The sequence below is a fragment of the Rhizobium sp. 268 genome, assembly GCF_036571585.1.
GTDB classification, from domain to species: Bacteria; Pseudomonadota; Alphaproteobacteria; order Rhizobiales; family Rhizobiaceae; genus Rhizobium; species Rhizobium redzepovicii.
Window position 1 is genome coordinate 1 of the sequence record NZ_JAPPSO010000024.1, and the last position, 14,225, is coordinate 14,225.

The 14,225-nt window shown below is 60.7% G+C and carries 7 protein-coding genes and 5 pseudogenes; 8 read left to right on the plus strand and 4 right to left on the minus strand.

The window, feature by feature from the left end; translation table 11 throughout:
- Positions 1 to 402 (minus strand): annotated as a pseudogene (locus OS035_RS30235) (IS6 family transposase); the annotation flags it as partial.
- Here OS035_RS30235 and repC point away from each other — a divergent pair.
- Positions 386 to 796: pseudogene (gene repC, locus OS035_RS30240) on the plus strand (plasmid replication protein RepC); the annotation flags it as partial. The pseudogenes OS035_RS30235 and repC overlap by 17 nt on opposite strands.
- A 1,093-nt stretch (positions 797 to 1,889) precedes the next feature.
- Here repC and OS035_RS30245 read toward each other — a convergent pair.
- The 3 genes and pseudogenes from OS035_RS30245 to OS035_RS30255 form a co-directional block, all read right to left on the minus strand.
- Complete coding sequence (locus OS035_RS30245) at positions 1,890 to 2,528, minus strand: hypothetical protein (protein ID WP_331814656.1); 639 nt, start codon at positions 2,526 to 2,528, stop codon at positions 1,890 to 1,892.
- A gap of 135 nt (positions 2,529 to 2,663) precedes the next feature.
- Positions 2,664 to 3,071: a hypothetical protein gene (locus OS035_RS30250; RefSeq protein ID WP_331814658.1), complete on the minus strand. Its 408-nt coding sequence runs from the start codon at positions 3,069 to 3,071 to the stop codon at positions 2,664 to 2,666.
- A gap of 89 nt (positions 3,072 to 3,160) precedes the next feature.
- Positions 3,161 to 3,658: pseudogene (locus OS035_RS30255) on the minus strand (ProQ/FINO family protein).
- Positions 3,659 to 3,816: 158 nt separating this feature from the next.
- Between OS035_RS30255 and OS035_RS30260 the strand changes: the two are divergent.
- The 7 genes and pseudogenes from OS035_RS30260 to OS035_RS30295 all read left to right on the plus strand — a co-directional run bounded on the left by OS035_RS30260 (position 3,817) and on the right by OS035_RS30295 (position 14,219).
- Positions 3,817 to 4,170, plus strand: a complete 354-nt coding sequence (locus tag OS035_RS30260) for a hypothetical protein (protein ID WP_017958513.1) — start codon at positions 3,817 to 3,819, stop codon at positions 4,168 to 4,170.
- The gene (locus OS035_RS30265) at positions 4,171 to 4,632 is read left to right on the plus strand and encodes a hypothetical protein (RefSeq protein ID WP_033182425.1); all 462 of its coding nucleotides are present in this window, start codon (positions 4,171 to 4,173) and stop codon (positions 4,630 to 4,632) included.
- A gap of 526 nt (positions 4,633 to 5,158) precedes the next feature.
- Positions 5,159 to 7,285, plus strand: a complete 2,127-nt coding sequence (locus tag OS035_RS30275; protein WP_331814665.1) for a ParB/RepB/Spo0J family partition protein — start codon at positions 5,159 to 5,161, stop codon at positions 7,283 to 7,285.
- Positions 7,286 to 7,381: 96 nt separating this feature from the next.
- A pseudogene (locus tag OS035_RS30280) lies at positions 7,382 to 8,039 on the plus strand (hypothetical protein).
- Between the two features lie 72 nt (positions 8,040 to 8,111).
- Positions 8,112 to 9,302 carry a DUF932 domain-containing protein gene (locus tag OS035_RS30285; protein ID WP_331814669.1) on the plus strand — a complete coding sequence of 397 codons (1,191 nt, stop codon included), beginning with the start codon at positions 8,112 to 8,114 and terminating at the stop codon, positions 9,300 to 9,302.
- Between the two features lie 105 nt (positions 9,303 to 9,407).
- On the plus strand, positions 9,408 to 9,662 hold the full coding sequence (locus OS035_RS30290; protein ID WP_033182422.1) for a DUF6117 family protein: 255 nt from the start codon (positions 9,408 to 9,410) through the stop codon (positions 9,660 to 9,662).
- 127 nt (positions 9,663 to 9,789) lie between these two features.
- Positions 9,790 to 14,219: pseudogene (locus OS035_RS30295) on the plus strand (strawberry notch-like NTP hydrolase domain-containing protein).
- The last annotated feature ends 6 nt before the right edge of the window (positions 14,220 to 14,225 follow it).

Sequence of the window (14,225 nt, forward strand, 5' to 3'; positions counted from 1 at the left end):
ACGGGACGGAACCGAAAAGCAATTGCGGGTCGCTGAGTGCATGGAGACGAACCGTTGCAACGTGCCTGGTGATCTGTGGCCTTGCACGGTTCGTTCCCGTTTTCGAAACGGCAGATGGCTGTTCTCGGCCCTATTATTGAGGCCCTTGTGCGACCAATGGTCAAGGCCGGGTGCCACTTCCGCCTTTGCTGCACTGTAGGAGCGGAGCTTATCGGTGATGATCCGTTTGGGAGCAAAGCCATAGCGCTTCGTTAACGCCACCAGCACGCGCTTCGCTGCCCTTTTATCACGCCGCTTCTGCAATATCTCTTCGAGAACGGTGCCATGTTGATCGACCGCACGCCAGAGCCAGAATTTCTCTCCAGCGCATTTCACGACGACTTCGTCCAAATACCAAATATCGCCGGGCGTGAAACCGAGCAAACCCGACAAGCCAAAGGTCGAACCGCTGAAGGCTTTCTCTATTGGTGTGATGCTGAAGGCCTGTCAGCAGTTGGCTGACTATGGACCGGGCGGAGCTGTCGGTAGCTGGCGTGATCTTATGTCGGCAGCGGTCGTGGTGAGATCGATGCTGGGAATCAGCCCATCTGCTTACCAAGATGCGTGCGAGGTCATGGGGCCGGAAAATGCCGCGGTGGCAGTCGGTTGCATTCTTGAGCGCGCAAATCTGATCAATTCCCCAGGTGGATATCTGCGGGATCTCACGCGGCGAGCCGAGCGGGATCAGTTTTCTCTCGGTCCGGTGATCATGGCGCTACTCCGCAACAATGGTGGCAGGCTCCTTCAAGTGGTGTAAATCGCCGTTAGTTGCGACTAACTGCGCTAAACGACTGAAATAAAAATGTGTTTCTGGACTGCTTGGCGTTTCCGTCTTCTAGCCCGCGAATTTTGCTGTTTGGCAGCAAAGCTCGTTCCACTGCAATCCAGGCATCGCGATATTGGACATCGGGGGAGGGAAAGTTTAGTGCTGGCTGTAGAGTTGCTGGTGAATCTCGGGTAATTTCTTTACCTACCATGGTCTGAAACACTCGAACCCGTCTGGCTTCCAGTTCGCAGACAATCGGGTGGAAAACAGGTGCTTGCGTTCGTTGCAATTGCTCAACGGGCGTCGATGACGGGAGCTTATTGGCCGTTAGTCGTGACTAACGGCCTCAAGCGACTGAAATCACAACGGGGTCTTCGTCGACGCCATGTTCTTCGAGTTGAGCGGCGCGCCGGCAATGAGCGCGCGGGCTTTTGAAAAGTGTGGGCCCCGCGGGTGCCGCGTACTTTCCTGCTTCGGATGCCTCGTGCAAAGTCTGCGGGATCGTGACGGGATCATCGTTCATCTCCAAGAACTCGTAGCAGGACCGGCTGTCGGGCGCTGACCAAGCCTACGCGCCGCCAGTATGCTCGCCCCTCACAGTTTTGATATACACATTATCAGAGCTGCTCGTCCGGCGAGGCAGAGCAAGAAGGGAGCGAGTGCTGGGTGGGTGGCGAACATACAAGCTTCAATTCCACCGCAGGCGGAGTTTGCCGTGACTACCCGACGTCCGTCTGCCCCCGCACACGGAGGCGCGGGAGGCGAACCTCGTCTCCTCATCGTGCGACTTGTGATTTCGGTGGGAGCGGGATCTTACAATAAATGCAAAACGACATATTCGCGCATAGCCGTCGCCCGACGGCCGCCTAGGCCATGCTACGTTCGCAAGTGACAGTGAAACGGCTTAAGCGTCCATCGTCGATAACTCGTGTATGAATACCCGCCTGTTCAACCGCACCGAGCGTCTCTCTCAGGCGAGACACGCGGTTTCGAGCCTCGCCAGTCGTGGCAAGCGCGAACCGCAATGCTCGGAACCCAAGGATTTCCGGATGGAAATTATTGGCGGAACCGTGATGTGGCAATGTCATGACCACAATTCGGTCATCAAAGCCTTCGAAAAACGTACGCCATGGCTGGCGCCATTTATCATGCCGAAGCGCCGCGTCACCCGTGCCCAGCCAGCCGATGCCATCATGTGACCAGAGAAGCGACCGTAGGGTGGTCCTTCGAGCGAGGAGCGCCATTGCCGGGATGGCTCGGTGTGGCTTGAGCTTGCGCCGGCGCGTTGAGATAACGGCCCAGAGTAAAGTGACATCGAAATCGCATTGTGTCCTCCGGCAAAATGCCGGGTGTAGATTTCGACCAGCCGCTTGGCACTTTCCATAGAACGTATGCGCTCAAGCAGCGATTTGGCGAGCTTTGCCTCGTCATTTCCCCGGAAATCAAGCACCTTTTTAATGTCCCGGAGAAACCGCTTTCGGGCGGGATCATCGACGGGATGGACATAGGGCAGGAGAACCCAATCGCCCCTGCGCCACGCGTCACCTGTAAAGGATTGCCACTCAAGCTGGAGATCCGAGCCGGATGCAGCCACATAGGCGCCGTTTTGCGTCTCTCGCGCTGTTGGATCCCCAGGAGTGAGCTTTTCAGCGATCGGCCAGTGTGGGGCACGCAAGTAAGACGCCAGTCTGTTTGCCGACGAGCCTTTGGACCGGAGCGTCATCGAGTCGTATCCGGCGTCCAGCGGACGGGCCGTCGGTCGGACCGTCGGGTTCCGCGCGACGCGGAGGAGGGATATCGTCAGGCCCGCCCGGTTGAAGGAAGATGATCCGTTCCGCACCTCTCCCGACCCACCAGGCTACGGGGCTCTCAAAGTAGTCGAGCGACGATCGGGATACCGTACCGCGCTCAAAATCGGAAAGCACGAAAAGCAGCGCTCTACAGCATCCAGGTAGGGAACGATGACCGTCTTCGCTGGCGCCATTGCCTGCAGACGATCGATGCCGTTGATGTGATCAGCATGAAGATGTGAAACAAAAAGCACGTCCGTCTTTCCGTCGCATGCTGCCGGGTAGAGCGACATTTCACTGTTGAAAGCGTCGCTTCGTTCCGAGCCGCAGTCATAGACATAGGAAAAGCTTGTGACGGGGCGCTCATTGGCAGAGCGCACGCCGTCGGGCGACCCCTCGACAGTCGAGATCAATCCGGAGTGAAAGCCGCCATGGCCGACCGGGTGCTGGGTACGTGTAATTTTTGCGTGTTGCATCTATGTCCGGATTTTTAGGGGTGAAGATCCTCGTTGGCAGTCGAGGGTCTATCGTTTGAGAAGCGATTGGGGTGGTGGTCGACGTCGGCTCAAGACGAGATGGACGAGGTGTGCTGCATTTTTCTGCGGCCGAGAAGGCTCGCACGTATCTGCTCTGATTTTGTCGCGCCTGGCGTCGAGGAAGGGGAGGATGAAGACGGCTCTGTTCGCTCACCGCCGGTTGCCTTTTTGCTTCAAACCTAGAAACGGTTCTGCGCCGTCATGCAATCATCCTCGCTCAGGGCTTCCAGCGGCCTACCGTCCAGACCATGGCGAACGGAATTGGGCCGGGCGCTCGCGAAATAATATCGCTTGGAGTGGACAAAGGCAGCAAGCGCGCGGCGCAACGTCGTGATGCCAACACCGGGTTTCAAAAGCGGGCGAATTTCCTCAAAGAGCCCGATAGCAAAGGGTCGGATAGGATCGCCTTGCCTTCCCGGTAGGATCCCGACCTGGCATACCAGCAAGGCGTTTATGGCGTCTGCTTTCCGGATGTCGATCTGCGAAGCTACGATCGGGCCGCGGCTGACTATCCAAGGTTTTGTCATAGGTTCCAACCCAATCTTTTCTTTCCCTGCGAGGCTGGGATCTACATCGTCTAAGCTGTTCTTGTTGCAGAATTGCATATTGCGGCAGCCGATCTCAAGGCACGACTGCGCTTCATCCGTCTGTTTGGTACAGACCAGTCTGCGCATGAGCTATGGAAATGCTCGCCCTCGTCTCTGCGGGAGTGGCGGTCCTTGGCAGAATCCTCTATATTGCAAACATGAGCGACGAACAGACCATATCGAAATCCACCAAGTCGGCCGTTGAGAAGGTCCTCCGTGATCGCCTCGGCCAGGCAGGGTTTTCTGGCGCCGACATTCGGGCCGATCGAGACAGCGATGGCGATCCCATCCTGCTCGTTGACGTGAATTATGCCTATTCGGACAAGCCGATCAGTTCGAAACTCACTTACGGTCTTTCGACTGAGGTGCGAAAGGCTTTGAGCGCCCTTGGAGAGACGCGGTTTCCGCATATTCGGCATCATTTCGACGAACAGCAGAAGATCGCAAGCTAAGTGTCGAATGATTTAATCGCCACCGCTCGGCGGCTTGCCAAGGCCAGCCCCAAGCGTCCACGCCAGTCCGACCTCAAACGTGGTGTCAGTACAGCTTACTATGCGCTGTTTCATGCGCTGGCTCGCGATTGTGCCGATCTACTGGTGGGGACAGGCGATACGCGCAGTGAACCGGCATGGGCGCAAGTCTATCGGACTCTCGAGCACGGTGTCGCGAAAAATTCCTGCAAAGCAGCGGCAGCCCGCGGCTTTCCGGGCAGTATTGTCTCATTCGCCGATACGTTTGTCATCCTGCAGGAAGAACGTCATCGCGCCGATTACGACCCGCTTGCGCGTTATGTGCGGGCAGAAGTCCTCGTTCTAATCGACAACTGTGAGCAGGCAATCAGAGATCTTGCATCGGCGCCACGATCGGATCGCAAGGCATTCGCAGTATGGGTTCTGCTCCAGAGAAAAAGATAGCGCCGTTTTCCTGGAGCTGGTCAGGACGACGAACAGAACAAGAACATCGATGGATTGCGGACATAGGTCCTGTCTGGAAACGCTAACCTGAGTAGGTCTGGGGACGATGTCGCGCGCCCACCCTCGGGTGATAGGGAAGTGGCGAGAGCGGATTTCGCACACTGAGAGGCAGCCCGGGCCGCAAGGCCGTGGTGCTGCCGTTCGGCGTTGCTCCAATGAATGTCAGACTGCCTAGCGGAGGTCTCGCATTCAGTGCGCTGCATGAGGGGTCAGGTGGAGGCGCGGGCACGGTTGACGGTGCGGCAGTGTTGGCAAAGTTGAAGCCAGGATGCGCCAGTCTTCATCCGAGGGGCTTCGATCCCCGACGCAGCATTACCGGGTCTTGACCGCAAGGGAAGCTTCGCTTGTCGAAGAGACGGTGGGACATGGTGGGGAGGCGATAGAGGGAGAGGAGGGAAGGGGAAAGCTGTGACGGATTGAGAGGGTTGGAGAGAGGCTCCGCCCGGTCCGTCATGGAGAAACCGACATGGCCCAGGCCATTCAGAAAATCACCCTCAGTGCAGCCCGGGATATTCCCTTCAACAAGCTGGTGCTCAGCCAGCAGAACGTCCGCAAGATCAAGGCAGGCGTCTCGATCGAGGACCTGGCGGAGGACATCGCCCATCGCGGGCTGCTCACCAGCCTCAACGTCCGCCCCGAACTCGACGACGATGGCAACGAGACGGGAAGTTATCGGATTCCGGCCGGCGGACGCCGTTATCGCGCCCTCGAGCGCCTTGTCGCGCAGAAGCGATTGGCCAAAACCGCCGGCGTTCCCTGCATCGTCAGCAAAGGCGAAACCCTCGAAGTCGAGGACTCGCTCGCCGAAAACGTCCAACGCGTCAGCCTTCATCCGCTCGATCAGTTCCGCGCCTTCCAGACCTTGCGCGAGCAGGGGCTTGGCGAAGAGGAGATCGCCGCGCGCTTCTTCGTTTCGGTCGCGACGGTCAGGCAGCGGCTTCGGTTGGCATCCGTCTCACCGCGGCTTCTCGATCTTTATGCCGAGGATGAGATGACGCTCGAACAGATCATGGCGTTCTCAATCACCAACGACCACGTTCGCCAGGAGCAGGTCTGGGACACGATCTCGCGTTCGCATAGCCGCGAGCCCTATTACGTCCGTCGGCTGCTGACCGAAACCGCAATCCGTGCCAGCGACCGCCGCGCCGTCTATGTCGGCATCGAAGCCTACGAGGCCGCAGGCGGTGTGACCATGCGCGATCTGTTCGAGCAGGACCAGGGCGGCTGGCTGCAGGATCCGGCGCTGCTGGAGCAGCTTGTGATGGAAAAGCTCAAGGCTGACGCCGAGGCAATTCGGATAAGCGGGGGCTGGAAATGGGTCGAAGCCGCCTTCGACTTCCCTTACGGCCACACGTCCGGCCTGCGCCGCGTCTATGGCGAGCAGGCCGAAATGACTGAAGATGAACTGGCCCGCTATGACGCGACCCGCGCCGAATACGACAAGCTCGATGCAGAGTATGCGGAGGCAAACGAATACTCGGAAGCGACCGAACAGGAGCTCGAGGAACTCGGCAGCGAACTCGACCGGCTCAACGACCGGCCATTCGTCTTCGATCCTCAGGATATTGCTCGCGGCGGCGTCTTCGTGTCGCTCGGCGCCAGTGGCGAGATCAAGATCGAACGAGGCTTCGTGCGTCCCGAGGACGAGCAGCAGGCTGAGGTCGATCCGTCGACTGATGGCGGCGACGGTCGTGCCGATCATGGCAGTGCTCTTGCGGTAACCGGCGCGGCCGGCGGCGAGGACACCCAACCGGACGACGAGGACGAAGCGATCAAGCCGCTTCCGGACCGCCTGGTTCTCGATCTGACGGCGGCGCGCACCGTCGCGCTACGCAATGCGTTGGCAAACAATCCTGTCATCGCCTTTATCGGCGTGCTGCATGCCTTCGTCCTGAAGACCTTCTACGTCTATGGTTCCGATTCGTGCCTGGAGGTGACGCTGCAAAGCGCTCGCTTCAGCCAGACGCCCGGCCTCGGCGATACAGTCTGGGCGAAGGAGATCGATCAGCGGCACGATGGCTGGGGCCAGGATCTTCCCAAAGATCCAAACGATCTCTGGGATTTCCTGATCAAGCTCGACGAGGTCAGCCGCCAGGCATTGTTCGCGCATTGCACCTCCTTGTCGGTCAACGCGGTGATCGAACCCTGGAACAAGCGGGCTCGGGCGATTGCCCACGCTGAGCAGCTGGCCCGCTCGATCGGTTTCGACATGGTGGAAGCCGGTTGGACGTCGACCGCCGACAACTATCTCGGCCGCGTCACCAAGGCCCGCATCCTGCAGGCAGTTCGAGAAGCCAAGGGTGACCAGGCGGCGGAGCTGATTGGCCATCTCAAGAAGACCGACATGGCCCGCGAGGCCGAACGGCTGATGACAGGCAGCAGTTGGTTGCCTGAACCCCTTCGCATGATGGTCGAGGGAGGCACCATCGAACACAACGCTGTCGGAGACACCATCGGGTCCGACGAGGGCGAGACAATCTTCGAAGCTCAGGACCTACCGGTCTTCCTGCTCGATGAGCCGGAAACGTCGGACGACGACACCGGCGATACGGAGAGGGAGATCGGCGGCGAGCATCTCGCCGCCGCCGAATAGTGACCCGACTCAGCCTGACCCGATCGTCATTGCGGTCGGGTCCTTTTCCCAATAGCCCGGCCATCGCGCCGGGCTTTTCCGTTTCAGGAGGCACCTATGCCTGACTTCACCATCGAGACCACCTATCACCTGCCGGTCTTCCGGCATCGCACCTATTCCGCTGACACGCTGGACGCGGCCTGCCGTGCCGCTATCGAGGACGACACTTGGGATATCGCCGAGACGGACTTCGATTCCTCGGGCGCAATTCATGTCACCGGCATCTGGGACGGTGCACATGCGGCCTATGCGGGTCCGCCGATCCAGATCCCCCAGCAATTCAACGAACCTGTCCAGCGCCGGGCGCGTCACTTCGAGATCCTGCTCGGATTGCTGAAGATCCTGTTCGATGATGTCGGTGCTGCCCGGCCACCGTCGCTCGATTGGCTCGCTCGATCTGCCTGGGCGATTACACGAGGAGAAGCCATTCTCGCCGGAGACCCGGATCCTGAAGAAGCCGGTCGATCCGCCAAAGCCTTCCCACGTCCTGGTCAGGCTGCAGGAGGGTGGTGTGCGCGACGCAATCACCGCGGTGCTCGAAGTCGACCCGAGCTTTAAGGGTTTAACATCCGAGGCGGTGACCGACGACGAGATCCATGCTGCATGCCTCTCTGTCGCCACCACGATGGATTTTTCCGACATGGTCGGGAACGCCGAATTCCAGGCGGCGCTCTTGGCAATCCGGTCGGCGCACCGCCGGCTGGCTTCCGATTGATTCCTCTTCCCAGCATCCTTCTCAACCTCGCCCGGCCATCGCGCCGGGTTTCTGCTTATAAGGAGACAGCTTATGACCACTCTCACCTCCAACAACCTGTCCGCCCGATCCGCCTTCAAGGTCGATATCTCCCGCGGCGAACGGATCGGCCGCGTTTCGTCCGAATGGTTTTCCCGTCCTGACGATGAACGCTTCCTGTCGCTGAGCGATCTCTACGACACCGTCCGGTCCCGCGCCGAACGCGCCCATGCCCGAACGATCGAAAGCGCTGCGATCCGCGTCGAAGCAACGCGCGACAATGCCGAGCGGCTTGAGCTTCTCGTTCCAGGTCAGCGCCAAACGATCGCACCGACCCACTGGAGCTACGGCCAGCTTTGCAGCCTCGTGGGTGCTCCCGCCACCTATACGCGGCAACTGCCGGCGCCGCTTGCGGCGATCAACCTGCAGCATGGCCTGCTCAATCACCGCGCCGAGCTCGTCAAGACGCTTGAGATGGATGACGGCCGGCTGGAACTGCGCGCGGTGACCGGACCGGAATACGGTCGCATCTGGGACCACGAACTGGTCTCAGCGGTGATGAAGATCGCCGGTAACGGGACCGGCGATACGATGTGGAAAGTACCGGGCGTTCTCGACTGGGCGACGATGTCCCACAATCCTTTCGTCGACATCACCAAGGACACGACGACGCTTTATGGCAGCGACCGCGACGTCTTCCTGTTTCTGGTTGACGACACCCATCCGATCGAAGCCGGACGCCTGCCGAACGGCGAGCCCGACCTCTATTTCCGCGGCTTCTACGCCTGGAACTCGGAAGTTGGATCGAAGACGCTCGGCATCGCCTCCTTCTATTTGCGAGCGGTCTGCGCCAACCGCAATCTCTGGGGCACGGAGAATTTCGAGGAAATCACCATCCGGCATTCGAAATTTGCTGCTCAGCGGTTCGCGCATGAAGCAGCACCCGCGCTGACCACCTTCGCCAATTCGTCGCCTGCGCCCTTCATCGCCGGCATCAGGGCGGCGCGCGAGCGGATCGTCGCGCGCGAGGACGACGACCGCGAAAACTTCCTGCGCCGGCGCGGATTTTCGAAAGGCGAGACCGGCAAGGTGATCGAGATGGTGCTGTCGGAGGAGGGACGGCCACCGGAGTCAGTCTTCGATTTCGTGCAGGGCATCACCGCGCTGGCGCGCACCAAGACCAATCAGGACACGCGTCTCGAACTCGAAGGCAAAGCGAAGAAGCTGCTCGAGAGCGCTGCCTGACATGTTCATGCGCCCCTGGCTCAGGCCCGGCCGCGTCTGCAAATCCCATCGTCGTCATCCCTGAGCCCGGTCAAGCGCCGGGCCTCATTTTGTCTGGAGCACCCAATGGCTATCCCCGATCATGCCCGCACAAACTTCGACACGCTGCTGCGCGCCGCAGCCGATGGCAATCTCGCTCTGTTGGAATGCCTCGATGCCGCTACACGCGAGCCGCGTTACGTGCTCTGCGCTGTCGGCCGCACCAATGGCGAATACGTCTTTACGCCATTCGGCCATCTCGCCGACGGCAATCCTTACGACGCCTATCTGCCACCTAATCCTGACGATTCGACGGGCTTCATCGTAAGCGCGACGACCTAATCCTGACGATCGCCAGCAGTTCAAGCTGGCGATCCCAATCCCTCCCTGGCTGCCCGATTTCGTTCCTCCGACCTTCGGCAGGACGCTGGGCTCCGCTGTTCTTTCCTCACTCTTGGAGCATCCTTCGATGAATATCATCTCGCATCCTCAGAACATTTCCACCACTCCACGATCTCACGTCGGAAGCAGCGCTGAAGGCCTCATGGACGCTGCTGCCCAAGTCATGTTTCTTTTGGAACGGGGCAAAACTGTCGCCACCACAGACTTGCGGCAAATCATGAACAAGATTTTCGGCGGCAGCGACGCCGAGGGCGCCTGGCTCTGGAAGGAGGCCTATGAGGCGACTGAAATCGCCCAGGTGCTGTTCCTCCGCAAATTCCGCGCGATCGTATCCGGAACCCAGTCGCCCCAAGCGACGCTAGCAATGCTGACGAAAGTGGCAAACCTCATGCCGACCCATACACGCCGATCCGAGGAGAGCCAGGCACGACAGCAATTCTCGACCCCGATCCCGCTTGCCTACGTCGTATCTCGTGCTGCCGGCGTCATAGCCGCTGACGTGGTGCTCGAGCCGTCGGCTGGGACCGGCATGATGGCGATCTTTGCGGAGCTTGCAGGCGCACGCTTGGCGCTCAACGAATATGCGGTGGTCCGGTACTCGCTGCTACAGCGGCTTTTCCCTGGCGTTCCGGTATCGCAGCACGATGCCGCGCATATCGACGATTACCTCGATCGTTCCATTCGACCGACCGTGGTGCTGATGAACCCGCCTTTCTCAGCCGGCGTTCACGTCGAAGGTCGCGTGGCAGATGCCGCCTGGCGGCATCTGGCCTCCGCATTCGCGCGCCTTGCTCCCGGTGGCCGACTTGTCGCGATCACCGGCGCGAGCCTCTCTCCCGACAATCCCGCATGGCGGGACGTTTTCGTGCGGCTGCAGGAGAAGGGTACGGTCCTGTTCACCGCAGCGATCGACGGGAGCATCTATGCCCGGCATGGAACGACGAAGGAAACGCGCCTGATCGTGATCGACAAGATCCAGGCGGGCGATCCTTCGAAGCTGGTGACGTCGAAGGGTACCGCGCACGATCTCGAAACACTGCTCACCTGGATCACCGGCCTTCCGCCCCGCGCGCCCGCGGCGGCGTCGAACTCCATCGGTGCGCTCTCCAACGGTAGCCTGCGCGCGGACACGATGCGTCCAGCAGCGGTTGCCGCCCCGGCGTATCGCCCCGCGGTCGGAGGACAGGCGCAGCCTGCAGCAACGGTCCGTCCGATACCCGTCGATGACGAGATCATCGAACTCTCCTACGAACTGCGGGACGCTCGGCCGAAGGATGAGGCAAACGCTGCTGACGGTATCTACGAGACCTACCGGCTGCAGTCGATCCACGTTCCCGACGCAAAACCTCATCCTGACACGCTGGTCGAATCGGTTGCGATGGCCTCGGTCGCACCGCCGAAGCCGAGCTATCGCCCGCACCTGCCGAAGCGCATCGTCACCAACGGTGATCTCTCCGACGCCCAGCTCGAAAGCGTCATCTATGCCGGCGAAGCCCATTCCCGTTACCTCGCTGGCCATTGGAGCGCCGATGCCTCCTTCGACAATCTCAAGGCTGTGGCGCCCGACGTTGAGGATGCCGTTCGTTTTCGCCGTGGGTGGTTTCTCGGCGACGGAACCGGGGCCGGCAAGGGCCGCCAGGCTGCCGGCATCATTCTCGACAACTGGCTGAAGGGCCGCCGTCGCCACGTCTGGATTTCCAAGTCAGACAAGCTGATCGAGGACGCGCAGCGCGACTGGAGCGCGTTGGGCCAAGAAAAGCTGCTGGTCACACCTCTGTCCCGTTTCCGGCAGGGCAAGCCGATCAAGCTGGAGGAAGGCATCCTCTTCACCACCTTTGCGACGCTGCGCAGCGATGAGCGCGAGGGCAAGCGATCACGGGTTCAGCAGATCGTCGACTGGTTAGGTCAAGAGGCGGGGAGCGGCAAAGACGGGACTGGAAATGCAAAGAGCTTCGATGGTGTTGTCGTCTTTGACGAAGGCCACGCCATGGCCAATGCCGCCGGCGGCAAGACTGAGCGCGGCGACAAGGCGGCATCGCAACAGGGCAGGGCGGGACTTCGCCTGCAACGTGCCGTTCCGGACGCCCGCGTCGTCTACGTCTCGGCAACCGGCGCAACAGACGTTGAATCCCTTGCTTATGCCGAACGACTCGGTCTCTGGGGCAGCAGCGACTTTCCCTTCCCGAGCCGCTCCGAGTTCATCGCGGCTATCGAGGATGGCGGTGTTGCGGCGATGGAAGTGCTGGCCCGAGACTTGAAGGCAATGGGTCTCTACGCATCGCGGTCGCTCTCCTTCGAGGGCGTCGAATATGAGATCCTCGAGCACGAGCTCACCGAGGAACAGATCCGCATCTACGACGCCTATGCCGAGGTGTTCCAGGTCATCCACAACCATCTCGATGCTGCCATGGAGGCGTCCGGCATAATCGGCAAAACCGGGACGTTGAACAGACAAGCCAAGGCGGCCGCACGTTCGGCCTTCGAGAGCTCGAAGCAGCGCTTCTTCAATCATCTCCTCACCAGCATGAAGACGCCGGCATTGCTCGCGGTGACCGCCGGGGATTTGGAGGACGGCCATGCCGCCATCATCCAGATCGTCTCGACGGGCGCGGCTTTGACCGAGCGCCGGCTGGCACAGATCCCGACCGAGGAATGGGGCGATCTGCAGGTCGACGTGACGCCGCGGAATATGTCATCGACTACCTCATGCACTCCTTTCCCGTGCAGCTCTTCGAGGAATTCTCCGACGCTGAGGGCAATCTCAGCTCCCGGCCTGTTCATGACGCAAACGGCAACCCAGTGATCTGCCGGGAGGCCGAACGCCGCCGCGACGAACTGGTCGAAACCTTGGGCAGCCTGGCGGCGATCCCGACGGCTCTCGACCAGATCGTCCAGCACTTCGGCACCAGCCAGGTCGCCGAGATCACCGGCCGCTCGCGCCGCATCGTTCGCCGCGAAGACGGCAGCACGATCGCCCGCTATGCCGTGCAGAACCGGCCGGGCAGCGCCAATCTCGGAGAGGCCCGCGCCTTCATGGACGACGAGAAAGGCATTCTCGTCTTCAGCGACGCCGGCGGGACCGGCAGATCCTATCACGCCGATCTCGCGGCAAAAAATCAGCGCCTGCGTCTCCACAACCTTCTGGAAGCCGGGTGGCGCGCCGACGTGGCGATCCAAGGCCTCGGGCGCAGCCATCGCACCAACCAGAAACAGCCGCCGCGCTTCCGGATGATTGCTACCAACGTCAAGGCGGAGAGGCGGTTCTTGTCGACCATCGCCCGGCGTCTCGACACGCTTGGCGCCATCACCCGTGGCCAGCGTCAGACCGGCGGGCAGGGCATGTTTCGCAGCGAAGACAATCTTGAATCCCAATATGCCCGCGACGCGCTGCGGCAATTCTACGGACTGCTGCATGCTGGCAGGATCGAAGGCTGCTCGCTGGAAACGTTCGAAAGCATCACCGGCCTGTCGCTGACATCAGAGGAGGGCGGATTGAAGGATGAGCTGCCACCCATCCAGACCTTCCTCAATCGCATGCTGGCGCTGACCATCACCATGCAGAACGTGCTGTTCGAGGCCTTCGAGCAGCTGCTCGCCGCCCGCATCGAGGGGGCGATTGCTGCCGGCATTTACGACAAGGGCCTGGAGACGATCACCGCAGACAGCATGACGGTCACCGACCGCCGGCTGATCTACACGCATCCGGTCACCGGCGCGCGGTCGCATCTCTTGACCATCGAGCGCAGGGATCGCAATGCGCCGATGCAGCTCGAGGACGTTCAGACCCTTGTGAGCCAGGATCCGCGCGCGAAGCTGATGATCAACGGCAAGTCGGGCCGGGCAGCCGTGATGGTCCCGACCCGCTCCATCATGCTGGAAGACGGCTCCATTCAGCCGCGCGTCTCGCTAATCCGGCCGACGGATGAGCTCCGCTTCGAAGTCCGGCAGCTCGAAGAGACCAGCTGGCAGGAAATAGACGAGCAGGCTTTCGCAAATGCCTGGGATGCCGAGGTTGCCGCCGTGCCCGAATTCTCGACGTCCACGGTGCACATCGTCAGCGGATTGCTGCTGCCGATCTGGAAACTGCTGCCACAGGATTTCTGCCGGGTGCGGCGTCTGCAGACCGATGACGGCGAGCGGATCGTCGGCCGCGTCATTGCTCCGGATCGGCTCGCTGGCCTTTGCCGCAACTTCGGGATCGATCAGACGCAAGTGCTGAGCGGCGACCAAGCGTGGGCGGCGCTGGTCGACGGATCCTCGATTGTCGGTCTTGCCGGTGACATGACGCTCCGCCGCGTGCGTGTGATGAACGAGTACCGCGTCGAACTGACCGGCTTTACCGACGGCATGCGCGACTGGCTGCGGTCTATCGGCCTGTTCTCCGAGATGATCAATTGGAAGCTGCGCTTCTTCGTGCCGCTGACAGATGAGGGTGCGGATATACTGTCGAAGCTGATGCAGCGTCATCGCCTCATCGACATTGCGCGCCGGTCGTGACGGAGG

Coding starts and splice junctions, on each gene's coding strand:
- OS035_RS30250 (WP_331814658.1), bottom strand. CDS start 3,071: ATGCAACACGCAAAAATTACACGTACCCAGCACCCGGTCGGCCATGGC.
- OS035_RS30290 (WP_033182422.1), top strand. CDS start 9,408: ATGGCTATCCCCGATCATGCCCGCACAAACTTCGACACGCTGCTGCGC.
- OS035_RS30275 (WP_331814665.1), top strand. CDS start 5,159: ATGGCCCAGGCCATTCAGAAAATCACCCTCAGTGCAGCCCGGGATATT.
- OS035_RS30260 (WP_017958513.1), top strand. CDS start 3,817: ATGCTCGCCCTCGTCTCTGCGGGAGTGGCGGTCCTTGGCAGAATCCTC.
- OS035_RS30285 (WP_331814669.1), top strand. CDS start 8,112: ATGACCACTCTCACCTCCAACAACCTGTCCGCCCGATCCGCCTTCAAG.
- OS035_RS30245 (WP_331814656.1), bottom strand. CDS start 2,528: ATGACGCTCCGGTCCAAAGGCTCGTCGGCAAACAGACTGGCGTCTTAC.